At 67.5% G+C, this 26203-nt stretch carries 27 protein-coding genes; 15 read left to right on the plus strand and 12 right to left on the minus strand.

All coding sequences use genetic code 11. From position 1 onward, the window contains the following. Positions 1-4: 4 nt before the first annotated feature. Genes C8K36_RS21910 through C8K36_RS21930 form a run of 5 tightly spaced genes read left to right on the plus strand, consistent with a single transcriptional unit; the run spans position 5 to position 5095 of the window. The gene (locus C8K36_RS21910; RefSeq protein WP_107986925.1) at positions 5-1150 is read left to right on the plus strand and encodes an acyl-CoA dehydrogenase family protein; all 1146 of its coding nucleotides are present in this window, start codon (positions 5-7) and stop codon (positions 1148-1150) included. 51 nt (positions 1151-1201) lie between these two features. Further along, positions 1202-2350 (plus strand): acyl-CoA dehydrogenase family protein, encoded by a 1149-nt coding sequence (locus C8K36_RS21915; protein WP_107986927.1) that lies wholly within the window; start codon positions 1202-1204, stop codon positions 2348-2350. Then, on the plus strand, positions 2347-3414 hold the full coding sequence (locus C8K36_RS21920; RefSeq protein ID WP_107986929.1) for an enoyl-CoA hydratase/isomerase family protein: 1068 nt from the start codon (positions 2347-2349) through the stop codon (positions 3412-3414). The genes C8K36_RS21915 and C8K36_RS21920 overlap by 4 nt, the downstream gene beginning before the upstream one ends. Further along, a complete protein-coding gene (gene mmsB, locus C8K36_RS21925) occupies positions 3411-4322 on the plus strand; it encodes a 3-hydroxyisobutyrate dehydrogenase (protein WP_107986931.1) in 912 nt (303 codons plus the stop codon). Before C8K36_RS21920 ends, mmsB begins: the two co-directional genes overlap by 4 nt. Continuing rightward, positions 4319-5095, plus strand: a complete 777-nt coding sequence (locus C8K36_RS21930; protein ID WP_107986933.1) for an enoyl-CoA hydratase — start codon at positions 4319-4321, stop codon at positions 5093-5095. Before mmsB ends, C8K36_RS21930 begins: the two co-directional genes overlap by 4 nt. 7 nt (positions 5096-5102) lie before the next feature. On the opposite strand, the gene C8K36_RS21935 is transcribed toward C8K36_RS21930, so the two are convergent. Next, the gene (locus C8K36_RS21935) at positions 5103-5954 is read right to left on the minus strand and encodes an alpha/beta fold hydrolase (protein WP_107987067.1); all 852 of its coding nucleotides are present in this window, start codon (positions 5952-5954) and stop codon (positions 5103-5105) included. Positions 5955-6199: 245 nt separating this feature from the next. On the opposite strand from C8K36_RS21935, the gene C8K36_RS21940 reads away from it, so the two are divergent. Then, positions 6200-6652, plus strand: a complete 453-nt coding sequence (locus tag C8K36_RS21940) for a MarR family winged helix-turn-helix transcriptional regulator (protein WP_107986935.1) — start codon at positions 6200-6202, stop codon at positions 6650-6652. Positions 6653-6681: 29 nt separating this feature from the next. On the opposite strand, the gene C8K36_RS21945 is transcribed toward C8K36_RS21940, so the two are convergent. After that, a complete protein-coding gene (locus tag C8K36_RS21945; protein WP_107986937.1) occupies positions 6682-7218 on the minus strand; it encodes a MarR family winged helix-turn-helix transcriptional regulator in 537 nt (178 codons plus the stop codon). Positions 7219-7385: 167 nt separating this feature from the next. Here C8K36_RS21945 and C8K36_RS21950 point away from each other — a divergent pair, with 167 nt between their 5' ends. Further along, the gene (locus tag C8K36_RS21950) at positions 7386-7841 is read left to right on the plus strand and encodes a tellurite resistance TerB family protein (RefSeq protein WP_107986939.1); all 456 of its coding nucleotides are present in this window, start codon (positions 7386-7388) and stop codon (positions 7839-7841) included. Between the two features lie 185 nt (positions 7842-8026). Here the strand turns inward: C8K36_RS21950 and C8K36_RS21955 are convergent, their stop codons facing one another. The 4 genes from C8K36_RS21955 to C8K36_RS21970 form a co-directional block, all read right to left on the minus strand. Next, entirely contained in the window at positions 8027-8704 is a 678-nt protein-coding gene (locus tag C8K36_RS21955; protein ID WP_107986941.1) for a TerD family protein, read from the minus strand. Positions 8705-8730: 26 nt separating this feature from the next. Continuing rightward, entirely contained in the window at positions 8731-9858 is a 1128-nt protein-coding gene (locus C8K36_RS21960; RefSeq protein ID WP_107986943.1) for a DUF475 domain-containing protein, read from the minus strand. A 60-nt stretch (positions 9859-9918) separates the two neighbouring features. Next, complete coding sequence (locus C8K36_RS21965; protein ID WP_107986945.1) at positions 9919-10497, minus strand: TerD family protein; 579 nt, start codon at positions 10495-10497, stop codon at positions 9919-9921. A 193-nt stretch (positions 10498-10690) separates the two neighbouring features. Beyond that, positions 10691-11266 carry a TerD family protein gene (locus C8K36_RS21970; RefSeq protein WP_107986947.1) on the minus strand — a complete coding sequence of 192 codons (576 nt, stop codon included), beginning with the start codon at positions 11264-11266 and terminating at the stop codon, positions 10691-10693. 165 nt (positions 11267-11431) lie between these two features. Here C8K36_RS21970 and C8K36_RS21975 point away from each other — a divergent pair, with 165 nt between their 5' ends. Genes C8K36_RS21975 through C8K36_RS22000 form a run of 6 tightly spaced genes read left to right on the plus strand, consistent with a single transcriptional unit; the run spans position 11432 to position 18329 of the window. Continuing rightward, on the plus strand, positions 11432-12625 hold the full coding sequence (locus C8K36_RS21975) for a hypothetical protein (protein ID WP_107987069.1): 1194 nt from the start codon (positions 11432-11434) through the stop codon (positions 12623-12625). 29 nt (positions 12626-12654) lie between these two features. Next, a complete protein-coding gene (locus C8K36_RS21980) occupies positions 12655-13812 on the plus strand; it encodes an HpcH/HpaI aldolase/citrate lyase family protein (protein WP_107986949.1) in 1158 nt (385 codons plus the stop codon). Next, positions 13809-15107, plus strand: a complete 1299-nt coding sequence (locus C8K36_RS21985) for a phosphoribosyltransferase domain-containing protein (protein ID WP_107986951.1) — start codon at positions 13809-13811, stop codon at positions 15105-15107. The genes C8K36_RS21980 and C8K36_RS21985 overlap by 4 nt, the downstream gene beginning before the upstream one ends. Next, entirely contained in the window at positions 15104-16213 is a 1110-nt protein-coding gene (locus C8K36_RS21990) for a cysteine protease StiP family protein (protein ID WP_107986953.1), read from the plus strand. The genes C8K36_RS21985 and C8K36_RS21990 overlap by 4 nt, the downstream gene beginning before the upstream one ends. Beyond that, positions 16210-17097, plus strand: coding sequence for an HAD family hydrolase (locus tag C8K36_RS21995; RefSeq protein WP_107986955.1), 888 nt, complete (start codon positions 16210-16212; stop codon positions 17095-17097). The genes C8K36_RS21990 and C8K36_RS21995 overlap by 4 nt, the downstream gene beginning before the upstream one ends. 38 nt (positions 17098-17135) lie before the next feature. Next, positions 17136-18329, plus strand: a complete 1194-nt coding sequence (locus C8K36_RS22000) for a TerD family protein (RefSeq protein ID WP_107987071.1) — start codon at positions 17136-17138, stop codon at positions 18327-18329. 9 nt (positions 18330-18338) lie between these two features. On the opposite strand, the gene C8K36_RS22005 is transcribed toward C8K36_RS22000, so the two are convergent. Further along, a complete protein-coding gene (locus C8K36_RS22005; protein ID WP_107986957.1) occupies positions 18339-18806 on the minus strand; it encodes an excalibur calcium-binding domain-containing protein in 468 nt (155 codons plus the stop codon). A 199-nt stretch (positions 18807-19005) separates the two neighbouring features. Here C8K36_RS22005 and C8K36_RS22010 point away from each other — a divergent pair, with 199 nt between their 5' ends. After that, the gene (locus C8K36_RS22010; RefSeq protein WP_258195544.1) at positions 19006-20256 is read left to right on the plus strand and encodes an MFS transporter; all 1251 of its coding nucleotides are present in this window, start codon (positions 19006-19008) and stop codon (positions 20254-20256) included. Here C8K36_RS22010 and C8K36_RS22015 read toward each other — a convergent pair. Beyond that, positions 20231-21481 (minus strand): multidrug effflux MFS transporter, encoded by a 1251-nt coding sequence (locus tag C8K36_RS22015; RefSeq protein ID WP_107986959.1) that lies wholly within the window; start codon positions 21479-21481, stop codon positions 20231-20233. The genes C8K36_RS22010 and C8K36_RS22015 overlap by 26 nt on opposite strands. Positions 21482-21618: 137 nt before the next feature. Continuing rightward, positions 21619-21747 (minus strand): hypothetical protein, encoded by a 129-nt coding sequence (locus C8K36_RS25290; RefSeq protein ID WP_258195545.1) that lies wholly within the window; start codon positions 21745-21747, stop codon positions 21619-21621. Between the two features lie 143 nt (positions 21748-21890). Here C8K36_RS25290 and C8K36_RS22020 point away from each other — a divergent pair, with 143 nt between their 5' ends. Next, on the plus strand, positions 21891-22724 hold the full coding sequence (locus C8K36_RS22020; RefSeq protein ID WP_107986961.1) for an alpha/beta fold hydrolase: 834 nt from the start codon (positions 21891-21893) through the stop codon (positions 22722-22724). 4 nt (positions 22725-22728) lie between these two features. Here the strand turns inward: C8K36_RS22020 and C8K36_RS22025 are convergent, their stop codons facing one another. The 3 genes from C8K36_RS22025 to C8K36_RS22035 all read right to left on the minus strand — a co-directional run bounded on the left by C8K36_RS22025 (position 22729) and on the right by C8K36_RS22035 (position 26202). Next, on the minus strand, positions 22729-24132 hold the full coding sequence (locus C8K36_RS22025) for an alpha/beta hydrolase domain-containing protein (RefSeq protein WP_107986963.1): 1404 nt from the start codon (positions 24130-24132) through the stop codon (positions 22729-22731). A gap of 116 nt (positions 24133-24248) precedes the next feature. After that, positions 24249-25397, minus strand: a complete 1149-nt coding sequence (locus C8K36_RS22030) for a sulfotransferase family protein (protein ID WP_107986965.1) — start codon at positions 25395-25397, stop codon at positions 24249-24251. Positions 25398-25419: 22 nt separating this feature from the next. Beyond that, positions 25420-26202: an SDR family oxidoreductase gene (locus tag C8K36_RS22035; RefSeq protein ID WP_107986967.1), complete on the minus strand. Its 783-nt coding sequence runs from the start codon at positions 26200-26202 to the stop codon at positions 25420-25422. Position 26203: the final 1 nt, after the last annotated feature.

The following is a 26203-nucleotide window of genomic DNA, read 5'->3' on the forward strand; positions in this document are numbered from 1 at the left end:
CGCGGTGAAGAAGTACGTGCCGGGCTGGCACGACTCCGAGGTCCGGGCGCTCTCCGAACTCGCGGCCGGGTTCTTCGAACGCGAGGTCGTCGCCCACAACGACAAGTGGGAGGCGCAGCGCCGCATCGATCGCGACGTGTGGCACACGGCGGGCAAGCTCGGACTGCTCTGCTGCTCGATTCCCGAGGAGTACGGCGGCGGCGGAGGCACGTTCGCACACGATCTCGCGGTGTTCGAGGCACAGGGGTATGCGGGCGACCTCGCGTTCGGGATCTCCGTGCACAGCGGAATCGTCGCGCACTACGTCAACGAGTACGGCACCGAGGAACAGAAGCGGACCTGGCTGCCCGGCATGGCGTCCGGGGAGATCCTCGGCGCCATCGGGATGACCGAGCCGGGCGCAGGTTCCGACCTCAAGGCCATCCGGACGTCCGCCGTCCGGGACGGCGACCACTACGTCGTCAACGGTGCCAAGACGTTCATCACCAACGGCTCCTCCGCCGACATGATCGTCCTCGCGGTCAAGACCGATCCCAAGGCCGGCGCCAGGGGAATCTCGTTGTTGATCGTCGACCTGCGGGATTGCCCCGGATTCACGGTGGGACGGGTGCTCGACAAGGTGGGGCAGCATGCCGCGGACACCTCCGAGTTGTCGTTCGTCGATGTGCGGGTTCCCGTGTCGAACGTGTTGGGGGCGGAGGGGCAGGGATTCGGTCAGCTCATCGCCCAACTCGTCCAGGAGCGGCTGATCATCGCCGCCCAGGCGTCGGGTGCGATGAATCGGGCCGTCGAGGAGACCGTCGCCTACGTCAAGTCTCGGCAGGCGTTCGGCCACAGCCTGTTCGAGTTCCAGAACACGGCTTTCGAACTCGCCGAGTGCCAGACCATCGCGCGCACGTGCGAGGTGTTCCTCGACCACTGCATCCAGGAGCACCTGCGCGGCGACCTCGACGCGGCCGAGGCGGCCATGGCGAAGTACTGGCTCACCGACAAACAGTGCGAGGTCGTCGACCGCTGTGTGCAGCTCTACGGCGGCTACGGGTACATGCGTGAGTACCTCGTTGCCCGCATGTACGAGGACGCGCGGGTGCAGGAGATCTACGCGGGTGCCAACGAGGTCCTGAAGGGGATCATCGCGAAATCTCTTTGACGACGGCAGCGACAGCGTCATACCGACGACGAACTAGAAACGAAGGCAACAATGTTCAGACTTTCCGACGACGAGCGAGCGATCAGCGAGACCGCGCGCGACTTCGCCGCGGAATACCTGGCACCCGACGCGATCGAGTGGGACCAGACCAAGCATTTCCCGGTGGACGTGCTCCGCAAGGCCGGGGCGCTCGGCATGGGCGGCATCTACATCCGCGAGGACGTGGGCGGATCGGGTCTCACCCGGCTCGACGGCGTCCGCATCTTCGAGCAACTCGCGACGGGCTGCCCGTCGATCGCCGCGTACATCTCGATCCACAACATGGTCACGTGGATGATCGACGAGTTCGGCGACGACGAGCAGCGTCGGCGCTGGGTGCCCGGCCTCGCGTCGATGGAGCAGCTCGGTAGCTACTGCCTCACCGAGCCCGGAGCCGGCTCCGATGCGGCGGCTCTGTCCACCAAGGCTGTTCGCGACGGCGACGACTACCTGCTCACCGGCGTCAAGCAGTTCATCTCCGGTGCCGGAACGTCCGACATCTACGTCGTGATGGCCCGCACCGGCGATAACGGGGCCCGGGGTATCTCGGCGTTCATTGTGCCGAAGGATTCGCCAGGGCTGTCGTTCGGCGCCAACGAGAAGAAGATGGGCTGGAACGCCCAGCCCACGCGGCAGGTGATCCTCGACGAGGTGCGGGTGCCGGCTGCGAACCTGCTCGGCGGCGAAGGCGAGGGCTTCCGCATCGCGATGAAGGGACTCAACGGTGGACGGCTCAACATCGCCGCGTGTTCGGTGGGTGGAGCGCAGGCCGCGCTCGCCAAGGCCGTCGGGTACCTGACGGAACGGAAGGCGTTCGGTGCGGCGCTCGTCGAATCGCAGGCGCTGCAGTTCCGATTGGCGGACATGAGGATCGAACTCGAGGCGGCGCGCACCCTGCTGTGGCGGGCCGCAGATGCGCTCGATGCGGACGCCGCGGACAAGGTGGAACTGTGCGCGATGGCCAAGCGCTTCGCGACCGATACCGGGTTCACGGTCGCGAACGAGGCACTGCAGATGCACGGCGGGTACGGCTACCTGGCGGAATACGGATTGGAGAAGATCGTGCGAGACCTGCGGGTGCACCAGATCCTGGAGGGGACCAACGAGATCATGCGGGTCGTCGTGGCCCGGTCGGTCGTGGGATCGGCGGGTGCGGCGTGAGCGAAGCAGAAGTTCTCGTCGAACGTGTCGGTGGCGTCGGCCGCCTCACCCTCAACCGGCCGAGGGCGATCAATGCGCTGAACCACTCGATGGTGCGGGCGATGGCGTCGGCGCTGCTGGAGTGGGCCGACGACGCGTCCGTCAAGGCCGTGCTTCTCACCGGCGCCGGTGAGCGCGGGCTGTGCGCGGGCGGCGACATCGTGTCGATCTACCACGACGCCCGTGAGGGCGGCAGCGGATCGAAAGATTTCTGGCGAGACGAGTACGTCCTCAACGCCGCGATTGCGCGTTACCCGAAGCCGTACGTCGCGATCATGGACGGCATCGTCATGGGCGGCGGTGTCGGTGTCTCGGCGCACGGCAACGTCCGGGTCGTCACCGAACGCTCGATGATCGGAATGCCCGAGGTGGGAATCGGATTCGTCCCGGATGTCGGCGGCACCCATCTGCTGTCGCGGGCACCCGGCGAACTGGGTACCCACATCGCGCTGACGACCGCTCGACTGTCGGCGGGCGACGCCGTCCACTGCGGCTTCGCCGACCACTTCGTGCCGTCGGACCGGCTCCGCGAGTTCGAGCAGGCACTCGCCGACGGTTCGGTGGACGACGCGGCCGCTCGCTTCGCGCAGCCGGCTCCGGAATCGGAACTGGCGGCGCAGCAGAGTTGGATCGACACCGCCTACGCGGCCGACACGGTCGAGGAGATCGTCGAAAACCTGCGATCGAGCGGCGTCCCTGAGGCCGCCGCAGCCGCTGAACAGATCCTCGCGAAGTCCCCGACCGCCGCGAAGGTGACGTTGCGGGCGCTGCGGCAGGCACGCGACCTCGACAGCCTCGAAGCGGTGCTCGACCAGGAGTACCGGGTGTCGTTGGCCTGCCTGCAATCCCACGATCTCGTGGAGGGCATCCGCGCGCAGGTGGTAGAGAAGGACCGTAACCCCGCATGGTCACCGTCGGCACTCGAGGCGGTCACCGACGAACACGTGGATCGATTCTTCGAGCCGCTGGGGGAGACCGAACTCGGTCTGGCCGCAGCGCTCGTGAGTGGGGAGGAACTGCGATGAGCAAGAGTGACATCACCGTCGGCTTCGTCGGCCTGGGTCACATGGGTGGGCCGATGGCGGCGAACCTCGTGAAGGCCGGATATCCGGTGCGTGGATTCGATCTCGCGCCCGCCGCACTCGAACAGGCCGGCCGGGACGGTGTCACCGTCGTGGGATCCGCGACGGAGGCGGCCACCGAGGCCGACGTCGTGATCACGATGCTGCCCAGTGGCAAGCACGTGCACGACCTCTACGAGGGTGGGCTGCTGGGGGCGGCGCGTCACGGCACGCTGTTCGTCGACTGCTCGACCATCGACGTCGCCGACGCGCGCACCGCCCACGAACTGGCCGAGCAGGCCGGACATCGCGGCATCGACGCGCCGGTGTCCGGGGGCGTGATGGGCGCGGCCGCCGGCACTCTCGCGTTCATGGTGGGCGGCGCCGACGAGGACTTCGAGGCGGTGCGCCCGCTGCTCGAGGTGATGGGGCGCAAGGTCGTCCACTGCGGTGGCCCGGGCGTCGGACAGGCCGCGAAGATCTGCAACAACATGATCCTCGGTGTCTCGATGATCGCGGTCGGCGAGGCGTTCGTGCTGGGGGAGAAGCTGGGGCTGAGCAACCAGGCGCTGTTCGACGTCGCCTCCAACGCGTCGGGCCAGTGCTGGGCGCTCACCACCAACTGCCCGGTGCCGGGTCCGGTGCCGACCAGTCCGGCGAACAACGACTACGAGCCGGGGTTCGCCGCCGCGCTCATGGACAAGGACCTCGGCCTCGCAGCGAGTGCGTTGCGTGCCAACGGCGTCGACGCCGAACTCGGCATGCGCGCCGCCGAACTGTACCGGCGCTTCCACGAGACCGGGCACGGCGGCGAGGACTTCTCGGCGATCATCAGGGACATCAGGGACAGATCGAACGGAGAGACTCGATGACGGACTACCAGACGATTCAGGTCGGACGCACCGGACGCGTGGGCATGATCACGCTGAACCGGCCGGAGGCGCTCAACGCCCTCAATGCGCAGTTGATGTCGGAGATGGTCGCCGCCGTCGACGACTTCGAGAAGGACCGGGGCATCGGCTCGATCCTCATCACCGGTTCGGAGCGGGCGTTCGCCGCCGGAGCCGACATCAAGGAGATGCAGAGCAAATCCTTCATCGACATGTACATCGACGACTGGTTCTCGGCTTGGGACCGGATCGCGGCAGCGCGCAAGCCGATCGTCGCGGCGGTCGCCGGATACGCGCTCGGCGGCGGTTGCGAACTCGCGATGATGTGCGACGTCCTGATCGCCGCCGACTCCGCCAAGTTCGGTCAGCCCGAGATCAAGCTCGGTGTGCTGCCCGGCATCGGCGGCTCGCAGCGTCTCACCCGCGCGATCGGGAAGGCCAAGGCGATGGACCTGTGCCTCACCGGCCGCACGATGGACGCCGAGGAAGCCGAGCGGGCGGGTCTGGTCGCGCGCGTCGTCCCCGCCATCGACCTGCTCGACGAGGCGATCGCGACGGCGTCGAAGATCGCCGACATGTCGCTGCCCATCGCGATGATGGTCAAGGAGTCCGTCAACCGCGCGTTCGAGTCGACGCTGTCCGAGGGCGTCCGCTTCGAGCGGCGCGTGTTCCACTCGGCCTTCGCGACGCAGGACCAGAAGGAAGGCATGGCCGCGTTCACCGAGAAGCGTGACCCGAGCTTCGGTCATCACTAGGAGCACTTCAGCGGAGCAGGAATTCGAGGGTGACGCGCTCGAACGCTTCCTTGGCCTCCACCATGACCCAGTGTCCGCAGTTGGGGAAGATGTGAAGCTCGGCATGCGGGACCAGCCGTAGCGGGACGAGTGGCATGTCCGGCGGGCACTGCCGGTCGTCGAGCCCCCACGTGAACAGGGTCGGGCACTGAATCTTGTGCATCATCGACCAGTACGGCGGGCGCGACGAGTCGGTCAGCATCAGTTGTCGTGCAGCGAGTGCTGCCGATCCGTGCACCGCGGCGAGGGTCCGATGTGATTGCGGGGCATTCGCAATTGCCCAACTTTCGTCGATCCTCTCCTCGGTGACGACTGCGGGGTCGTACACCATGCACTCGAGCCATCGAATCAGCTTTTCCCGGCTGGGATCGTCGGCGAAGTCGCGGAGCAGCCGTGAGCCTTCACTCGGACTCTGGCTGAAGATGTTCGGACCGACGCCACCGATCGTGACGAGCTTTCCGACGCGTTCCGGATGCTCCATCGCGACGTTCGCGCCGACGACGCCGCCCATCGAATTACCGATGATCGCAGCGGATTCGATGTCGAGTGCGTCCATGAATCTCGTCACCGAGGAGGCGGCGGTGATCACCGGATTGCCGTCGACCGGATCGCTGATGCCGAAGCCGGGGAACTCCAGCACGTAGCAATGGAAGTGCCGGGCGAAGGTATCGAGGTTGTCGCGGTAGTTGCGCCACCCGCTCACGCCGATTCCGGAGCCGTGCAGCAGGAGCAACGGCGGTCCGTCGCCGGCTTCGTGATAGCGCAGTATCCCTGTGTCGGTGGCGATCTCTCGCCGGCTCCCTTCGTAGGTGACGTCCACGTCCGTAGGGTCGGCCGTCTGTCCGCGCATGTGGATGCTCCTCTCGTGACAGTCCGGTGCGGTACCGGCTCTCGGGAAGGTAGCAACATTCTGTTATGTGTATGAGTGCTTTCATGTGAATGCATGCGGGTAGACGGCAACTGGCAAGAGCGCGGCCTGTCAGGTCTCGGAACACTTGGTCCGCCGGGTGAGGGTTCGCAATACTCTGACAACCCAGAGGATGCGTAGACGGAGGAGTTGAGTCGTTGACGGAGGATGCAGACATCGATCGCCTGTCCCAGGTGCTCGACGATCGGATCGGCACGCGCATTCGGCGAATTTCACAGCTGATCATCGAAGCCAAGGCGACTGCGCTGCGCCCGCTCGACATCACGGTCCCGCAGTATTCGACACTGCTGGCCGTCAAGCACCTCGAGCCCAGCTCCGCGGCGCAGCTCGCGCGAACCGGGTTGGGGACGCCGCAGTCGATCGCCACCATGTTGTCGACGCTCGAGAGCAAGGGTCTCGTCAGCCGCCGGGCGTCACCCTTGCATCAGAAGCTTGTCGAGGTCCGGCTGACCGCGCTCGGCGCGAAGACGATCGACGAGGCGGACGAACTCGCCGCCGACATCGAGGACAGGCTACGAGAAGGCATCGGCGAGGACCAGTTCGACAGTGTCGTCAGGATCGAGAAGGTCGCACGAGATCTCCTGCGATAGTGCGGCGGCCGGCTATTCGACGATCTGCGTCAGTGCCACTTGCCCGGCTGGTCGCCGGTGTCGAAATCGCCTGACTGATGGCGCAGTTCGGTGAGGATGCGGATGAGCGAGTCGAGCTTGTCCGGTGCCAATCCGGGCTCGGCGAACACCTTCTCGTTCAGGGACTCCGTCGCGCGACGCGAGATGTCCCGTCCCGCGTCGGTGATCTCGACGAGCGTCGCGCGACGGTCGGTGGGGTGCGGCACGCGTCTTACCAAGCCTGCGGCCTCGAGACGGTCGACGGCGTTGGTCACACTGGTCGGGTGAACCTGGAGGCGCGCACTGGCCTTCGCCATCGGCAGTGCACCACTGCGGGTGAAGGTCAGTAGCGTCAACAATTCGTAGCGCGAGAACGTGAGCCCGAAAGGCTTGAGGGCCTCGTCGACCCGCGCCATCATGATCTGCTGCGCCCGCACCACCGACGTCACGGCCGCCATCCCGTCGGCCACTGCGCCCCAACCGTGCTCGGTCCACTGGCGGTGCGCTTCCTCGATCGGATCCAAGGGCAGCGGTGACGATGACGGCATGCCCCGATCATCCCATGCGGGGCCTACGAATCGATCGTGGTCCCCTCCCCGAAATACGCCCGGACGTGCCCCGCGGGGAGATGGCGGCGGTATCCGGTCTGTCCGATTCCGCTAGGCTGGCACGGACCGTGTCCTGCGGATACAGAGCGTGAACGAGGAGGAATCTCATGGGATTTTGGGATCAGCTCAAGGCCAAGACTCAGGAAATGAGCGGACAGCTCCAGACGAAGACCGCACAGTTCAAGAACAAGGAATTCGCGAACGGTTCCATGGCGATGTGCGCGCTGATCGCGGCCGCCGACGGCAGCATCGATCCGGCCGAGCGTCAGAAGACGGCAGCCCTCATCATGAACAACCAGTCGCTCCAGGTGTTCGACTCGTCCGAACTGCGCGAGAAGTTCGACTGGTACTGCGACAAGTTGGCCGGCGACTTCGACTTCGGCAAGGTCGAGGCCACCGCCACCATCGGCAAGCTGAAGTCCAAGCCGGAGCAGGCCCGCGCGGTCATCCAGATCGGCATCATCATCGGTGGCGCCGACGGCAACTTCGACCAGCACGAGAAGGCTGCCGTCAAGGAAGCTTGCTTCGCGGTCGGCATCGACCCGTCCGAGTTCGACCTCTGATCTTCTGATCTCGTGCCCTCGGCGTTCGGTTGACTCACGAACGCCGGGGGCGTTGTTGTGTGCGGGGGTCGCCGTCAGCAGTGCCCGAGTTGGGCGCGGTAAGGAAGACGTTAGGGGACGGACAGAAGCGGCAGCGCACGTGACGTGCTCACGTGCGCTGCCGCTTCTGCGTTGTCGGAGCGAACCTACTTACGGCCGGCCTGCCACTGCATGCCCCATCCGTAGGCGGCGTCCAGGTCGGACTGGCTGCCGTTGATGTAGTTGACCAGACGGTTCACGGTGATGCCGCTGCCGTTGTTCTCGAGCATCGCGATCGCGCAGATGCGGGCGTTGTTGTCGGCCGAGTCGAGGCGGACCTCGATCTGTGGTCCCACCGTCGGGTACAACGTGACGACGCCGTCGACTGCGGCCCAGTTCGGGGCGCCCTCGTAGATCATGGCGAAGATCAGTACCCGCCGGATCATCTCCGGCCGGTCGAGATTGATGTGCATGTTCTCGCCACCGGAGACCGAACCGCTGCGGTCGTCACCGTCGAGCTGGATGAACGGCGCCGTGTTCAGTGAGCCGAAGCTGTTGCCCAGCGCCTGGATGACGCCCTTCGATCCGTCGGTCAGCTCGAACAGGCACGCGAGGTCGAGATCGACCCGGCCGCCTCCGGACAGTTTCGCGAAGAAGCCCTTCTTCTCCGGCTGCGTCTGCGACCAGTTCAGGTTCACGCGCATCGTGCCCTGGCGTTCGCCGGCCTTCGTGAGGCTGACGCTCGGTGCACTCTTGGTGAGGCTGATCTTGCTGAGGTTCACACCGCCCTGCGGCGCGGCGCCGGCCGGGGGAGTGTTGGGGCGGCGGGTGTAATCGATGGCCATCGTGGGCTCCTTCGGTTCGAGTCGGGTCAGCCGACTGCGGCGGGCGTGCGCTCGGGGACGTGGTCCCCGTCGCCGCCGTTGCCGGCCTTGCGGTTACGGATGACACTGGAGATGAATGCGGCCCCGATGAGGACGATTCCGACGAGGCCGGTGATGAGCTCGTTGACGTGCACGCCGATCGACACGAGCAGGATCACCGACAGGGCGCCGATGGCCCAGTGCGCGCCGTGCTCGAGGTAGACGTACTCCGAGAGGGTGCCCTTGCGGACGAGGAACACCGTGATCGAGCGGACGAACATTGCGCCGACGAAGCCGAGGCCGAGGGCGATGATGATCGGATCCGAGGTGATCGCGAATGCGCCGATCACACCGTCGAACGAGAAGGATGCGTCGAGGACCTCGAGATAGAGGAACAGGAAGAAGCCGGCCTTGCCGGTGGCCTTCGCCAGCTTCGTCGGACCGCCACGGGATTGCTCGGCCTCTTCGCCTTCCTCCGGCAGGTTGAACAGCTCGCCCAGTCCGTTGACGACGATGTAGAGGATCAGGCCGGCCACACCGGCCACCATGACCGTGCCACGGTTCTCGTCGTCCGCGAACAGGAACGAGGTGGCCAGCAGCAGGCCGCCGGCGACGACGACCTCGAGCTGATCGAGCTTCCCGATCTTGGCCAGCGGGCGCTCGAGCCAGCTGAGCCAGGTGATCTCGCGGGATTCGAAGATGAAGTTCAGGAACAGCATCAGCAGGAACATGCCGCCGAAAGCGGCGATCTGCGGATGCGCGTCGGTGAGGATCGTCTCGTAACTCGCGCTGCCGTCCGGGAAGTACGCAGCGTCGTCGGCGGGCGGGTTGAGCGCCAAGCGCATCGCCTCGACCGGGCCCAGACCGGAAGCGGCCCAGACGATCACCAGCGGGAAGACCAACCGCATGCCGAACACCGCGATCACGATGCCGATGGTGAGGAAGATCTTCTGCCAGAACTCACTCATCCTCTGCAGGACGGTGGCGTTGATGACGGCGTTGTCGAAGGACAGCGAGATCTCGAGGATGGACAGGATCGCGACCAGGAAGACGGCCTCGGGGCCGCCGTAGATCCCAGCCACGATGAGAGAGAGCACAGTGACGACGATGGAGATGCCGAATATGCGAAGAACCATGTGCGGCCGTTCTGTAGGGGTGCCGACCGTGGCGGCCGGCGTCAGAGTTAGGTGACTCGGTCAGCCGAGATTGACGCCGTAGTCGCGGGCGATCCCGGCCAGGCCGGACGCGTAGCCCTGCCCGATGGCGCGGAACTTCCATTCGGCGCCGCGGCGGTAGACCTCGCCGAAGACCATCGCGGTCTCGGTGGATGCGTCCTCGGACAGGTCGTAGCGGGCGAGCTCGATACCGGTGTTCAGATCGACGACGCGAATGTAGGCGTTGCGCACCTGGCCGAACGACTGGCCACGCGAATCCGCGTCGTGGATCGACACGGGGAAGAAGATGCTGGTCACCTCGGCGGGCAGGGCGATCAGGTCGACGTTGATGACCTCGTCGTCGCCGTCGCCGTCACCCGTGAGGTTGTCTCCGGTGTGCTCGACCGACCCGTCCGGTGATCGCAGGTTGTTGTAGAAGACGAAATGCCGGTCGGAGAGAACCTTGCCGGTCGCACCGGTCAGCAGGGCCGACGCGTCGAGGTCGTATGCGACTCCGGTGGAGGCTCGTTCATCCCAACCGAGGCCGACAGCGACGGTCGTCAGGTTGTCGGTCTGCTTCGAGAGGGAGACGTTGCCCCCCTTGGCGAGCGTGACGCTCATGGTCTGTTTCCTCTTGTGGCAGCGGGGTGTTCGGACACGGAGCGAGGATGCTCCGCGGAAACTGTTGCTGTGCAATGTGACCGGCCCGCCGCTGCGTCGGCGTTCCGGGGTTCCCGGCACGCGCGGCCGCGAAATCTACGTCGAGATCACGCGGCCGCACGCACAGGTGGAGCGGTGGAACGTGCCGGAACGACTAGACGTTGACGCCGTAGTCGCGGGCGATGCCGGACAGGCCGGAGGCGTAGCCCTGGCCGACCGCGCGGAACTTCCACTCGGCGCCGTGGCGGTACAGCTCGCCGAAGACCATCGCGGTCTCGGTCGAGGCATCCTCGGACAGGTCGTAGCGGGCCAGCTCGTTGCCGTTGGCGCGGTCGACAACGCGGATGTACGCGTTGCGGACCTGGCCGAACGACTGCGCGCGGGTATCGGCGTCGTAGATCGAGACCGGGAAGAAGATGCTCTCGATGGTCGCCGGAACGGCCGCGAGATCGACGTTGATGACCTCGTCGTCGCCGTCGCCCTCACCCGTGGTGTTGTCGCCGGCGTGCTCGATCGAGCCGTCGGGCGAGCGCAGGTTGTTGAAGAAGACGAAGTGCTGGTCGGAGATCACCTTCTTGTCGGCGCCCGCGGCGATCGCGCTGGCATCGAGATCGAAGTCCGTGCCGGTGGTGCTGCGCACGTCCCAGCCGAGGCCGACCGCAACCGCCGTGAGGTTCGGCGCCTCTTTCGTGAGGGAGACGTTTCCGCCCTTGGTCAAGCTGACACCCATCGAGGAGTCCTTTCGGTGGTGTGGAACCAGGCACTAACCTTCGGCCACGTGCCCGATATGTCGAGTTACAGCGATCGTGCAGCAACACCTTATCGGTGGGTCTGACATCGCGTTACACCACCGGTGGCCGGGCCGCGAATCGGGACAAACCAGTACGATGCAGCGGTGGCCGGTAGATGGTCGGGACGGCTCTTCGGAGAGTCCCGCGACGAGGACGAGGCGATGCGCCGTGCCCGCGAAGCCATGACCGCCGCGTTCCTCGACCTGGACGGCCGTCAGCGTATCGCCGAGTCGTCGGTTGCGGCATCGAATCGGCTCTATCCGGACAAAGGTGTCCACCGGCAGTGGCAGGCTGTGCGCGACAGCTGCTACGAGGTCGGCAGTCGCTACCTGGAACTGTGCGACGCCGCCGACGCCGGACGGGCCACGGTGTCCGACCTCGACGCGACCACCCGAGCGCTGATCGATGCGGCCCACCTGGTGGACGAGTTCTACGGCACCCACCGTGCGCACCTCGAGCATGCTGCGTCGTTGCTCGACGCGATTCCGCGGATAGCACGGGAGTCGCGGGCCGCCGCCGACGCGGCGCGGCGGAGCGCGGCCGGCCCGTTCGCCGGTTACTCGTCGATCCGGGCCGGTCTCGCCGCCGTCGACGAGGCCTCGCTGCTGCTGGCCGGCGCCGACGCCCAGGGCGACATCCGTGCGGTCCGCGATGCGGCCGCGCGACTCCACGACGCGGCGGCCGAGCTGGGATCCGCGTTGGCGGCCGCACCGGATCGGGAGCGTCAGGCGCGAAATGCGCTGTCGTCGGTCACGACACGGATCGCCGCGGTGCGTCATCGGGCCGGTGACCTCGGCCCGGCGTACTCGTCGATCCTGCGTGAGTTCAACGCTGCGAGTTCGGACGACCTGGTCGGCAACGACCGCGAGAGTGTGCGCCTGATCGATCGGTCCGCGGCGCTGTTCGCGGAGGCCGGGGCGGCGCTCGCTGCGGGCGACCCCGACCTCGCGTTGGAACTGACCGCGCGAGTGCGCGCAATGCTGGCGGACGCGGAGGGCCTCGTCGACGCGGTCACCGATCGGCTTCGGCTCCTGCGGGAGATACGCGCCGACCCGCGCTCGAAGGTCGATGCCGTACGCTTTCGGCTTCGAGACGCCCAGTTGCTCGCGGTCAATTCGGGGCTGGCCGCGGAGTGGGGTTCCGCACTGGACGCTCAGGTAGATCGGATCGAACGAGCCGTCGACCGTCTGACCGGAACTCATCCGGACTATTGGGCATTCATCACCGACCTCGACGCCGTGTCGAGTTTCGTCGCTGGAATTGTGCAACGCATGAGAGGGCAGAGCGCCACACCATGACATGGGGTACCACCACCGAGTCGTGCGCGATGAGGCATTTCCATCATCTCGACCCCGCCACCGCCGATGCGCTGTTCCTGCATCCGAGCGAGGCATTCGACGACAGCGCGGACCGGGACGTGTTGGCCGTCGCGCTCGGCGCGACGTTGTACGTGCCGGCCACGCGCGACGACCTCACTGCGACGATCCTGCGCCGCGGCGGTGAGGGCGTGTGCTCGATGGTGCTCGACCTCGAGGATGCCGTCGCGGACGACGAGGTCGAGGCGGGCATGGCCAATGTGGTTGCGACGCTGGACGAGCTCGCCGGGACCGCGGCGGCGAACATGTTGCTCTTCGTGCGGGTTCGGACGCCCGGCGGGATCCGGGCGATCACGGATGCGCTCACGACCGGTGTCGTCGCGTTGACCGGCTTCGTGGTCCCGAAGTTCACCAGCGCGAGCGGCGCCTACCTGGACGAGGTCGCGGAGGCGTCCGATCGGCTCGGGAAACACCTGTACGTGATGCCGGTCCTCGAGTCGCCGGAGCTGGTGCACCGGCAGAGCCGCGACGTCGAGTTGCACGCCGTCGGTGAACTGCTTGCGCACCATCGTGATCGCGTCCTCGCGGTCCGGCTGGGTGCGACCGACATGTGCAGTACGTTCGGGATCCGGCGGGACCGGGATCTCACCATCTACGACGTGCGGGTGGTCGTCGACGTGATCGCGGACGTCGTGAACTACCTGGGCCGCGCGGACGGGAGCGGATTCGTCATCACCGGTCCGGTGTGGGAGTACTTCGCCGACCACGAGCGAATGTTCCGGCCGATGCTCCGGGCCACGCCGTTCGCCGAGCACGACGCGGTGCTGTTCCGGCAGCAGCTCGTCAGCCGCGACCTCGACGGACTGCTGCGCGAGATCGCGCTGGACAGGGCCAACGGCATCCAGGGCAAGACCGTCATCCATCCGTCCCACGTGGCGGCGGTCCATGCGCTCTCCGCAGTGACCCACGAGGAATACCACGACGCACTCGACATCCTCGGCGGCGAGGCCGTCGGCGGTGTGCAGGCGTCGGGATACAGGAACAAGATGAACGAGGTTCGTCCACACCGCAATTGGGCCCACGCGACGATGTGTCGAGCCAGGGTCTTCGGGGTCACCAAGAAGGGCGTGACTTTCGTCGACCTGTTGACCGCACTGGTGACCCGGTGACGGCCGCGCCGGCCCAGCCGTGGGCGACACGCGAGTTCGGGCTGGCACTCGACCACCGCGACTCCGATGCCGGTTACACCGTCCCGCAGCTCGTCGAACCGGGCCTGCGCCGCAACCCGCGACGTGCGCACCTGCTGGTGTCGACGGTCCTCGGCAAGCACCTGCCCACGGTGCCGGACGCCGTCATCGCGGCCGGTGACCGACTCGGTGACCTGGTCCTCGCTGCGCTGGGAGTCCCCGCCGGTCCCGAATCCGAGGTGGGCGTCACGGTCCTGGGATTCGCCGAGACCGCGACCGGCCTGGGGCACTGCGTCGCGACGCGGATGCGGGCCCGGTGCTATCTGCATTCGACCCGGCGCGATGTGCCTGGAGCCGAGACCTTCGCGGGGTTCGAGGAGGGGCACTCCCACGCGACGAGTCATCTCCTGCAACCCACGTCGCCGACCCTGCTGGCCGACGACGGTCCGATGGTGCTCGTCGACGACGAGATCTCCACCGGAGCCACGGCCATCGACGCCATTCGGGCGCTGCACACACAGCATCCTCGCGGCCGCTACATCGTCGCGTCGCTGGTCGACATGCGGACGGGGCAACATCGTGACCAGACGGAGGCGGCCGCAGCCGAGCTCGGGGTCAGCATCGACTTCGTCAGCCTCGCCAGTGGGCGCACGGTCCTGCCGGAGGGGCTGACCGAGCGGGTCGTCGCGCTGCCGGACCCGGTTCTCAATCCGATCGCCGGCGACCGTGGCACGGTCGAGCGCATCGAGGTGCCGTGGCCGGCAGCCGTGCCGGACGGCGGACGCCACGGATTCCTGTACTCCGATGCCGCCGGCTTCGATGCGGCGATCGCCGCGGCCGCGACCGCGGTGGCATCCCGCATCGGCCGCGACCGCCCGGCCGTGGTGATCGGTCACGAAGAGATGATGTACCTGCCGCTGCGACTGGCCGCGGCGCTCGCGCAGCGCGGCCGGGCGGTCCGGTTCCAGACCACCACGCGCTCACCGGCATACGTGCTCGACGAGCCCGGCTACCCCCTGCGTCGCGGATACGCCTTCGTCGCGCCCGAACGGGACGACACGGCGGCCCGGTATCTGTACAACGCCCACTGGCCGGATGATCCGACGGCGCGTCCGCTGTTGATCGTCGTCGCCGATTCCCCCGCCGACACCGACCGGCTGCGCTGCTCGGGTGGGCTCCTCGACGTGCTCACCGCCGCCGGCAATGACGTCCTGCTCGCGGTGGTCCCGGCGTCGGACCCGCAGCTGCTCGCCCGCACGCGACAGGATCCGGCGTGACCGCGCCGCTGACCGGCCCAGGCTTCGGGTCCTACCCTGCGGCCGACGTTCGCTGGCTGCTCAAGGATCTGTCCGGGGTGGATCTCGAGGCGGACGTCGCCGAGCGCGAGCGGCGCATCCAGTCGGGCAGTGCCCACTACGCGGAATCGCTGCCCGTCGAGTACCAGCCCGACGCGCAGTACCGGGAGTTGTTCGACAAAGTCCTGGTCGAGAGTGCCGAGCGACTGGCCCGGGCGGTGGGCGTGGTCACCGAGCTCGTCCTCGCCGAGCGCGGCCACGACATCACGCTGGTCTCTCTCGCGCGCGCCGGGACCCCGATCGGGATCCTCATGCGTCGGTGGGCGATGTACCTGCACGGGCTCGACCTGCCGCACTACGCGGTGTCGATCGTCCGGGATCGGGGAATCGACACCGCGGCGCTGGACTATATTGCGGCCCATCATGATCCGGCATCCGTCGTGTTCGTCGACGGCTGGACCGGCAAGGGCGCGATCACGCGGGAGCTCGAGGCTGCACTGGCGGCCTACGCCGCGGCGGGCGGGGCGGTGTTCGATCCCGACCTCGCGGTGCTGGCCGATCCGGGCGCCTGCGCGCGTACTTACGGCACCCGCGACGACTTCCTCATCGCGTCGGCGTGCCTCAATTCGACGGTCTCCGGGCTCGTGTCACGCACCGTTCTCAACGATGCACTGATCGGTCCCGGTGAGTTTCACGGCGCCAAGTTCTATCGCGAACTCGCCGCCGCCGACGTCTCCAACGAGCTGCTCGACGTGATCGGTGCGTGCTTCATCGACGTGAAGGAGTCCGTCGCGGACGATCTCGCCGCGATCCGATCCTCCGATCGCACACCCACCTGGGCCGGATGGGTCTCGGTCGAGGCGATCCGCGCCCGGTACGACGTCTCCACGGTCAACTTCGTCAAACCCGGTGTGGGGGAGACCACCCGAGTGCTCCTGCGCAGGGTCCCCTGGAAGGTCCTGGTGCGCGATCTCGACGCCCCGGAGCACGCGCACATCCGACTGCTCGCGGGTGTCCGTGGGGTGCCGGTCGAGGTGGTGCCCGACCTTGCCTACTCCTGCATGGGCTTGATCAAGGACATGACATGACCTTTCTCGTCGCCACCGACCTCGATCGCACCATGATCTATTCGCGGGCCGCGATGGACCTGGATGCGGCCGCGGCCCGGTCGGAACTGCGGTGCGTCGAGATCTACGACGGCGCACCGCTGTCGTTCGTCACGGAGGCGGGGGCGGCGCTCCTGCAGGCGGTGGCGCGGACGGCGGCCCTGGTACCGACCACGACCCGGACGATCGAGCAGTTCCGGCGCATCACCCTGCCCGGCGGACCCTGGCGCTACGCGATCACCAGTAACGGCGGCAACATTCTCGTCGACGGGATCCCGGACGCGATGTGGCGCAGCGCTATCGATGACGACACGCATCGCGCGGGGGCGGGGCTCGAAGAGATCACCACCGAACTGCGGTCTCGGATCAGCGACGACTGGGTGCGCAACTTCCGGGTCGCGGACGAGCTCTTCTGCTATCTGGTGGTCGACCCCGCCACGTTGCCGGGCGACTTCCAGGCCGAGTGGGGTGCATGGTGTGCCGCGCGTGGCTGGAACGTCTCGCGACAGGGGCGCAAGATCTACACCATGCCCGACGCGGTGTCGAAGAGTTCTGCAGTCGCCGAGGTCCGCAGGCGGCTCATCGCGGACGGCTCGATCGCGGAGCGCTCGATGACGCTCGCGGCCGGCGACGGTGCTCTCGACGCCGACATGCTCGCGGCCGCCGACGCCGCGATCCGACCGCGCCACGGCGAACTCGACGCGCTCGACTGGCAGCATCCCCGCCTGACCGTCACCGCCGGGCGGGGAATCGCGGCGGGGGAGGAGATCCTGCGCTGGTTCCTCCGGCATGCCGACAACGACACGGTGGTACCGGCCGTGTCGGGCGGGTCGAACCCGTCGACCGGTGCCACTGCACGTATCTGACCGAGATCCCAACCGTCCACCAGTAGAGGATGATCGCCGTGCCCCAAGAGCTCACCAAGGGACAGAACGCCGCCCTGGCCGTGAACGATGTCGTCGTCTCGATCGCCCTCGCCGCGGCCGCCGACCTGTCCGCACTGTTGGTCACCGCGGACGGCAAGGTTCGTTCCGACGAGGATTTCGTGTTCTTCAACCAGCCCACCGGGCCCGGCGTGCGTCTGCAGCCAGGTGCGCCGGGGCGGACCGCGGAACTTGCGGTGTCACTGTCCGCTATTCCTGCAGATGTGGAGCAGGTGCGTGCGGTCATCACCCTCGACGACGCGACGAGCAGCTTCGGTCGCTCTGCGCCGCCGAGTGCCTGCCTTTCCGATACCGCCGGGAACGTGCTCTACGAGTACCGCATCGACGGGCTGGACACGGAATCGATCGTCATCGCGCTGGAGCTGTACCGGCGCCAGGGCTCGTGGAAGGTGCGCGCTGTCGGCCAGGGTTACGCCGGCGGGTTCGCCGCGCTGGTCACCGATCACGGTGTGTCCGTCGACGATGCACCTACTCCCGCACCGGAATCGACCCGCGCCGCCGCCGCGCCCGCCGTGCCGCCCGCACCGCCGGCGCCCGCACCGCCGCAGGCTCCCGAGATCAGCCTCACCAAGAAGAAGCGGGTGAATCTCAGCAAGGGGCAGAAGGTCACGCTCCGTAAGGACGGTGGCGTGGCGCTGACCCAGATCCGGATGGGACTGGGTTGGGATCCGGTCAGTAGCCGAGGACGCTTCGGGTCGCGTACCGCCAACATCGACCTGGACGCCTCGGCCGTGATGTTCGCCGGCACCAAGGTTGCCGACGTTGTCTACTTCGGCCAGTTGAAGTCCGATGACGCCTCGGTAGTGCACTCCGGGGACAATCTCACTGGAGACGGCGACGGCGACGACGAGGTGATCACCGTCGACCTCACCCGCGTCGCCCCCCGGGTGACCAGCATGCTCTTCCTCGTCACCTCGTTTCGCGGGCAGACGTTCGAGCAGGTCGCAAACGCGTTCTGCCGCTTGGTCGACGCGCCGCAGGGCACCGAACTGGCCCGGTTCACGTTGCAGGGTGGAATGCCCTTCACCGCTGCGGTCATGGCGAAGGTCTACCGCCAGGACGGTGTCTGGAAGTTGCAGGCGATCGGGGACGGCCTGAACGCGAAGACCGCGCAGAAGGCCGTCCCCCACCTCGACCGGTTCCTGGACACCTGAGTCGACGGACTACTTGTCGCAGGCGATGCCGTCCTTGTCGCGGTCCAGACTGGTCGAGTAGCCGGGCTCACCCTTGTAGATCGGAGCGGCACCCGCAGCCTTGGCCTCGCTGCAGTTCTTGAAGCTGACATTGCTCGGAGCCGGAGCCGGAGCCGGAGCCGGGGCCGGGGCGGGAGCGGGCGCCGGGGCCTGCTGAACCGGCGGCGGTGGAGCCGGCGTCGTGGTCGGGATCTGGACGGCCGCGGTGGCGGGGACTGTAGCCGCAGCGGGGACCGTCGTCGCGCGCGGCGACATTGTTGTCGACGACGCGGTGCTGGGAGCGACCTGGCTCGAGGACGTACTGGACTCGGGTGTGCTGTCGCCACTGTCATCGGACTGACCACCGCACGCGACGGCGCCGAACAGAAGGACGGCGGCGGCGCAGCCGGCGATTGGCCATTTCAGAAGTGGGGTTCGCTTCGACATGCTTGTATTCATCTTCTTCCTCGGGGGGTCAGGCGATTTCGCGCCTGCTCATCTCATGTGTGGGTAGTCGGGAGTGGAGCGATCCCTGTGAACGGCAGGAGAGGCATGGGAGAGTCCGCCTCGGTGTCGAGTATTGCGACAGTGCTCGTGGGGCCGAGGCCGAATGGACAATTCGGAAGTAGCTTCGTGACGCGGGCTAAGGTTTGTGACCGTGCCCAGCCTCGCGAATTCCCAGTGGTCGGAGTCGAGACGCGACGGGGCCGTGCACACGCCCTGGCGTCAGCATGCGCTGCTGCAGGCCGTGTTCTTCCTCATGGGCGGCGAGTTGTTCCTGATCTCGCCGCTGCTGCCCACCATTGCGGAGGGCTTCGGAACCGGCATCGCGGCCACCGCGCTGGTGGTGACCGCGTACGGACTGACGTATGCCGCGGCGAGCCCGCTGCTCGGTGCGCTCGCCGAACACCTGCCGCGCCGGCGAGTGATCCTCACCGGGCTGGCCGTCATGACGGTGGGCGAGGTGCTGTGCGCGCTGGCTCCGAACCTGCCACTTCTCGTGGCGGCCCGCATGATCGGCGGCCTCGGCGGTGCACTGATGGGCCCCGCGATCTGGGCGTACCTCGCGGAGACCGCCGCTCCGGCCGAGCGTGGCCGCGCGATCTCCCGCGGCGCCGCGGCCTATGCGGGCGGCCAGATCATCGGGGTCCCGCTCGGCACCCTCGTCGCCGCGAGCTTCGACTGGCGGTGGGCGTTCGCCGGTATCTCCGTCGTGATGGCGGCGACCGGTGTGGCGATCGCCGTCCGCCTGCGGGAACCGGAACGTCATGTGGTGCGCCCGGATCGCCGTATGGCGGCGCTGGGCGCGTCGTTCCTACTCTGGCGCAACCGGACGTTCCGTCTGATCATGCTCGGCAACCTCTGCGCACAGGCCGCTCGCCTCGGCACCTACGCGTATGCGGGTGCGCTGTTCGCCACCCGGTTCGGCTACAGCACCGAGACCCTCGGCCTGGTCGGTGCGCTCGTCGGCGTCGGATCCTTCATCGGATCGCTGACGGCGGGCCCGGTCGTGGATCGGTGGCGGGCGGCAGGCCGCCGCGAACCGGTCCTCTGCGTCGGCTGGGGACTGCTGCTCACCGCGTCGCTGGTGTTGGCAGTCTTCGCCCCGACCGGGTGGGCGAGCATCGCGGGGTTCATGATCGCGTTCGCCGCCGGGTCCGCCTTCTTCAGTACCGGGCAGGTCTATCTGACATCGGAGCTGGCCGAACGCCGGTCGGCCGCCGTGTCGTGGAACAACTCCGCGATGTACATCGGAACCGCCATCGGCACAGCAGTGCTCGGTGCCACCGGGTTCGGCAGTGTCGGCTTCGGGATCGGTGCCGCCCTCTTCGCATCGGCTGCGGTCGGCTGTAGTGCGCTGCTCAGCATGCGGCGTGACGGGATCAGGACTTCACACGCGCCACGGTGAGCATCAGTCCCAGCGCGATCGCGAGGCAGGCGGTCATGCTGGCGGCGACGGCCACACTGGTGTTTCCGAGCAGCCCGACGATCGGTGCGGTGAGCGCTCCGACCGCGTACTGAGTGGAACCGAGAAGCGCCGCAGCGCTTCCCGCGGCCTCGCGGTGCCGTGCCAATGCCAGCGCCGGAGCGTTCGGCAGCACGAAACACACCGCGCCGAGCATGATCCACAGAGCACCGACGAAGCCCACGATTCCGCCGATCTGGAACTGCGCCACCGCGATCACCACCACGCCGAACGCCACCGCCGCCGCGAGGGCTCGGATGACGATCTGCTGCGGGGTCCATCGCCGCAGTAGACGCACGTTGTACTGCGACGCGCCGATCATGGTGAAGGCGCCGGCGCTGAAGACGAGCGCGAAGTGCTGCTGGTCGAGGCCGAACTGGTCCTGATAGACGAACGGTGCGCCCGACACGTAGGCGAAGAGTGCCGCCATGACGACGCTCGCCACGAGTGTCAACGCCACGAACGAGCGGTCCCGCACGAGCATGCCGTAGGTGCGCACGACCGGGCCGAGCCCACCCGGCCGACGCCGCTCCGGGGGCAGCGTCTCCGGCAGGGCGAATGCCGCGACGAGTCCGGTCGCGACCCCGATCCCGGCCAGCACCACGAAGATTCCGCGCCAGTCCAGCGCGACCAGGAGAACCCCACCGATGCTGGGCGCGATCACCGGGGCCACGCCGAGCACCAGCATCAATCGGGACATGACGACCGCGACATCGCTGTCGGAGAACAGGTCCCGGACCATCGCCATCGTCACGACGGCGGCCGCGGCCGCGCCGATGCCCTGGAACACCCGGATCGCTCCGAGCATCACGATGCTGGTCGCGAACACCGCCGCGAGCGAACTGACGACATGCAGTGCGATGCCGGCGACCAGCGGACGTTTGCGGCCCAGGACGTCGGACAGCGGCCCCACGATCAACTGACCCAGGGCAAGTCCGATGAGCGTCCCGGTGATGGTGAGCTGAGCGCCGGACGGTGTCGAGTCGAGGGCCGACGCAAGGTCGGGCAGCGCCGGCAGATACATGTCGATCGTGAAGGGGCCCAGCGCCGTCATGGTGCCGAGCGCGGCGATGGTGCCGAGGCGCGCCTTCCCCTCACCGGTGGAGGTGGCCGCGGGCACTGCGCTGTTCGCCGGTCGGGGCTGTGGCTCGTCTTCGTCGACAGTCATGGTCAGACGATGCCGGAGGGGCGCATTGTGACGCGAGTCGCTTCCCGGATGGCGGAAGGCCGGTGCGCACGGGCAGGCCGGGAAAATGCGAAACGGGCCGGATCCCTGGGAATCCGGCCCGCCCTCGGTGCGACGAATCAGCTCATCGCGCCGAGCTGCTGGATGAGGGGGAGGACCGTCTTGACGATGTCGATGACGGCGCTGATCGTGGAGAAGGAGCCCATTTTTAGTCCTCTGGGTGTGCTGTGGATGTGGCCCGACGCCACTGGCGGTAAAAGTAGCAGGAGCGTGGTCGGTTTGTGCACTTTACGGCGAAGGGGTTGGACGTTAGTCCAATCGCGGGCCGTTGACGCAGCGCGGGGCCCTACATAGCGTGGCGAGAACACATTCAGGGGTGAGGGGGACGGGTATGGCGGAACGGATTTCGGCGTTCACTCGGGCGGGGCTGACCTTCGACGTCCGGGATTCGGGGCCCGTCGACGGCGATCCGGTTGTGCTGCTGCACGGGTTCCCGCAGGACTCGCGGTCGTGGGATCGCCTCACGCCTTTGCTGCACGCGAGGGGATTGCGCACACTCGCCGTCGATCAGCGCGGCTACTCTCCGGGCGCCCGCCCACGGTCGCGGCGTGCGTATCGACTCTCGGAACTCGCGGCCGACATCGTCGCGCTGATCGATCAGCACGCTCTGCGTTCGGTGCACGTCGTGGGGCATGACTGGGGAGCGGCCGTCGCCTGGACCCTCGCCGCCCGCAGGCCCGACCTGGTCCGGACGCTGACGGCGCTGTCGGTGCCGCATCCGGGGGCGTTCGCCCGCGCGGTGCTGACGAGCAGTCAGCTGTGGAAGTCGTGGTACATGCTGGTTTTCCAGCTGCCGGTGCTGCCCGAGCGCGCCTTCACGGCAACCGGATTCGCCCGTCGCGCGCTGCTCACCAGCGGAATGACGATGGCTCAGGCCGACCGCGACATCGCCGCAATGCAAGATCGGAGCCGGATTCGTGGGGCCGTGAACTGGTATCGCGCAATCGCGTTCACGACGCCGAAGTCCACCTCCGCACGGGTGCAAGTGCCCACTCTCTACGTGTGGAGCGACCGCGACATTGCCGTGGGTGCGGTCGCCGCCGGGCTCACCGAGCGATTCGTCACGGGCCCCTACACATTCGAGACCCTCTCCGGTGTCAGTCACTGGATTCCGGAGGAGGCGCCCGAGCAGGTCGATGCGCTGCTCGGTGCCCACCTCCGCTAGCGCTTCAGCCCCCGAGCCGGGTGCCGCGTGCGGCGGCCACGAGCGCCCGTCCGTCCTCGAACCGCAGGAACCCCGCGGTGACGGCACGGTCGGTGGCCGCGGCGAAGCGTGTCACGTACGCGTCCTGATGGGCATACAGCGATGCCAGAGTGTCCGCGTCGAGGGCCACCGTTGCTCCGTTGTTCGGAACGTGGACCGTCTCGCCCGTCAGGGATGCGGTGGGGACGTCGACGTGCGGTGTGCGCACCCCGCCCCGGGCATTGCCGAACTCGTCGCGGACGATGACGGTGTCGGTGGTCTCGATGGGCTCGGCAGACGGGGGAGCGGCGCCGTCGGTCACCCACGTGTTGAGCGAGCGGAGCGCCGCGGACACGACCTGCGCCTGCGGTCCGTCGTTGACGACGGGGATGGCGGCGCTCAGATCTCGGATGCTGCCGAACTGGGCCGTGTACTGCGGGTAGAGGATGCGTAGGGCGTGTGCGTCGGAGTGTGCGGTCCCGGCGATCTCCCACGTCCGGATCCGGTCGGTGTCGGGCTGGCGAGCGGCGACGAACGATCCCGGGCCGGGGCCGCCACCGAGTTCGAAGAGTTCGGTCTCGGTGACCACCTGGAACGTGGGAGTGGCGAGGTCGGTGCGGACGCGCGCCGGCGAGACCACCCTCGGCCCGTCCGGTCCGTCGAGCTTCGGCAGTCCCGTGCCGCTGCCGATCGGTGCACCGAATCCGGCCCGGCTGTGGATGAACAGTCCGTCGAACACGCGGGCCAGCGGGTGGATCGCGTTGGCGTATGTCAGCATACGCATCGCGGACTGGGACTGACCCACTGCGAGCAGGCGCTCCACGACGAGGCCCGCGAGCGGGTCCGCGCCACGCGGTGCGCGGAGCGCGGCACCCGCCTGCGAGAAGATGTCGTACGAGTACGCGTCGCCGGGGTGGTGCAGGGGACCGTACCGCTGCGGATCCCACGCCTTGAGCCCGACGACGTTGGGGCCCAGCGGGCTGCCCCCCGTGCTGTTGACACCGGCTGCCTGCGCGGAGACCCCCACCCAGGCGTACCCCTGCAGCAGTTCGGAGTGCATGTAGCCGAAGTCGACGTCCACGTCGACGTTCCCGCTGACGTTGAGCCACTCGACCACCACGGTGCCGTTGAACTTGCTGCGATCCTGTGGTGCTCGAACCAGAAGACGCGTCCGATATGGCGCCTGCCCGGCCTCGGCCACCGGCCAGCGGCCGTCCGACTCCCACGCCCCGTCCTCGCGGTACGCGGTGGCCGTGCCGCTCAGGAAGAACTCCTGCTCGGTGTAGCCCGCGGCCGCGAGATCGACGGAGGTGGCCGTTCCCGGCGAGCCGTGCACGCCCTCCGGGAGTCGGTCTCGGTCGGTGTCGAATCGTCTTGCGTGCAGGAACATTCGGATCGAGCCTCTCTGACAGGAGCCTGCGCCGTTGCAGTCTCCATGAAAGAAAGTTAACCCTGAATGTGGCGGCGGTCACAGTAGGGTCTCGCTAGGTGAGACTCTTTCTCGGTTCAGCCGCCCGCGTAGTCGCCGAAACGTGCGTCGACCTCGTCGGCGGTGAGCCCATACTCCTCGAGGGTGTACTTGTGGGCGGGCTTGCGACTACCCGACCGACTCTCCGCGTGCATGTCCTCCATCGCCCGGTGCGCCGACTCGGTCAGCGGGATCGAGAAGTGTGAGTAGATCTTCTCGACCGTGCCGAGCGGATCGCCCACGAAGTCCCCGTAGTCGACGTCGATGAACTGGGCGGAGTCGTACTTCGCACGTGCCGCGGTGAAGTCCTCGAGGCCCCGCGCCCACAGGTCCAGCTGGCTACGGCCGATGACCTCGCCACGGAACTTGTTCGACCAGCCCTCGGTGGCCTGCTCGGCAAGACTGCACACCGACGGCACGATGGTGCGCGGCGGGCGATGCGTCTGGATCACCAGAGCGTCGGGGTAGGCGGCCATCAGTTCGTCGAGCGCGAACAGGTGACTCGGGTTCTTCAGGACCCAGCGCCGGTCCTGATCGGGCAGGCCGATGAGTTGCAGATTCTTCTTGTGCCGGGCGTACGCGTTGGTCCAGTCCTGGCCCTCGAGCCATGTCGAGTACGTGGGCAGATTCGCCAGGCACTCGTACGACACCGACTTGAACGTCTGCCGCAGCAGCTGCCAGCACTCCTCGACCTCGCCGGCCGACATGAAGTGCACGCCCATGAACTCGGGGTGGTCGATGTGGTGCTGGCCGAACTGTTGCTCGATCGCCTGGTACACCGGGTTGGATTCCCACGTGTCCCGCGGGGGTCGCGGCTGCGGCATCTCCGTCAGCCACATCTCCAACCCCTGGTGTCCCGGGTCGACCGTGAGCAGACGGTGCAGTGCGGTGGTGCCGGTCCGGGGCAGGCCGGTGACGAAGATCGGGCGCTCGATCGGCACGTCGGCGTGCTCAGGGAACTGCTTCCACGCGGCCTCGCTGAGGAGTCGGGCCACCAGCGCGCCGCGCAGGAAGACCCGGGAGATCTTGCTGCCGAACGGCGTCAGGTCCTCGTCCCGCGCATACGAATCGAGGAGGACGCCGAGGGCCTCGGTGTAGTCATCGGTGCCGAAATCATCGAGGCCGGTCATCCGGGTTGCGGACGCGTGCAGATCCTCGACCGTCCCGACGGTCGTGCGTTCAGTCATGGTGCTCCTTCAGGGCCCAGCGCTAGTGGTGGAACTCGCCGCAGTTGACGTCGAGGCACTGGCCGGTGATCGCGCTCGCCATGGGCGAAGCCAGGAAGATCACCGCGTTTGCCACCTCGTCGGTGGTCGGAAGTCTCTTGAGATCACTGTTCGCGGCGGTGTGCTCATAGATCTGGTCGACCGTGATACCGAACTTCTCGGCCTGGTGCTCGAAGTACTTCTTCAGCGTGTCGCCCCAGATGTAGCCGGGGGCAACGGAGTTGACGCGAATGCCCTGCGGCCCGAGTTCGGTCGCAAGGGACTGCGACATCGCAAGCAGGGCCGACTTCGCCAGCTTGTAGCTGCCGTACCGCTCCTGCGAGTGCCGCAGCACCATCGAATTGACGTTGACGACCGCACCCTTGCTCTCGGCCAGGGCCGGCGTGAACAGTTGGGTCAGGCGCAGCGCGCCGAGGACGGTCAGCTCGATCGCGTCCCGGATGTGCTGGAAGTCTGTGCGCCCGAACGGCTTCATCGACGGCACCGTGAAGGCGTTGTTGATCAGACCGTCCACCTTGCCGTAGGCGTCCGTGGTGACGGCGAGGAGCTTCGCGGCCGACGCATCGTCGGTGATGTCGGTCGAGACGGTGACCGCCCGCCGGCCGAGGTCTGTGACCTCTTTCGCGACCTCGTCGAGTCGGGACTGGGTGCGAGCGGCCAGTACCAGGTCGGCGCCGGCTTCCGCGCACCGCAACGCGAGGGTGCGACCCAGCGCGGGCCCTACCCCCGAGATGACGATCACCTTGTCCTGCAGAAGATTTGTCATG

The sequence above is a fragment of the Rhodococcus sp. OK519 genome, assembly GCF_003051005.1.
Lineage (GTDB): Bacteria > Actinomycetota > Actinomycetes > Mycobacteriales > Mycobacteriaceae > Prescottella.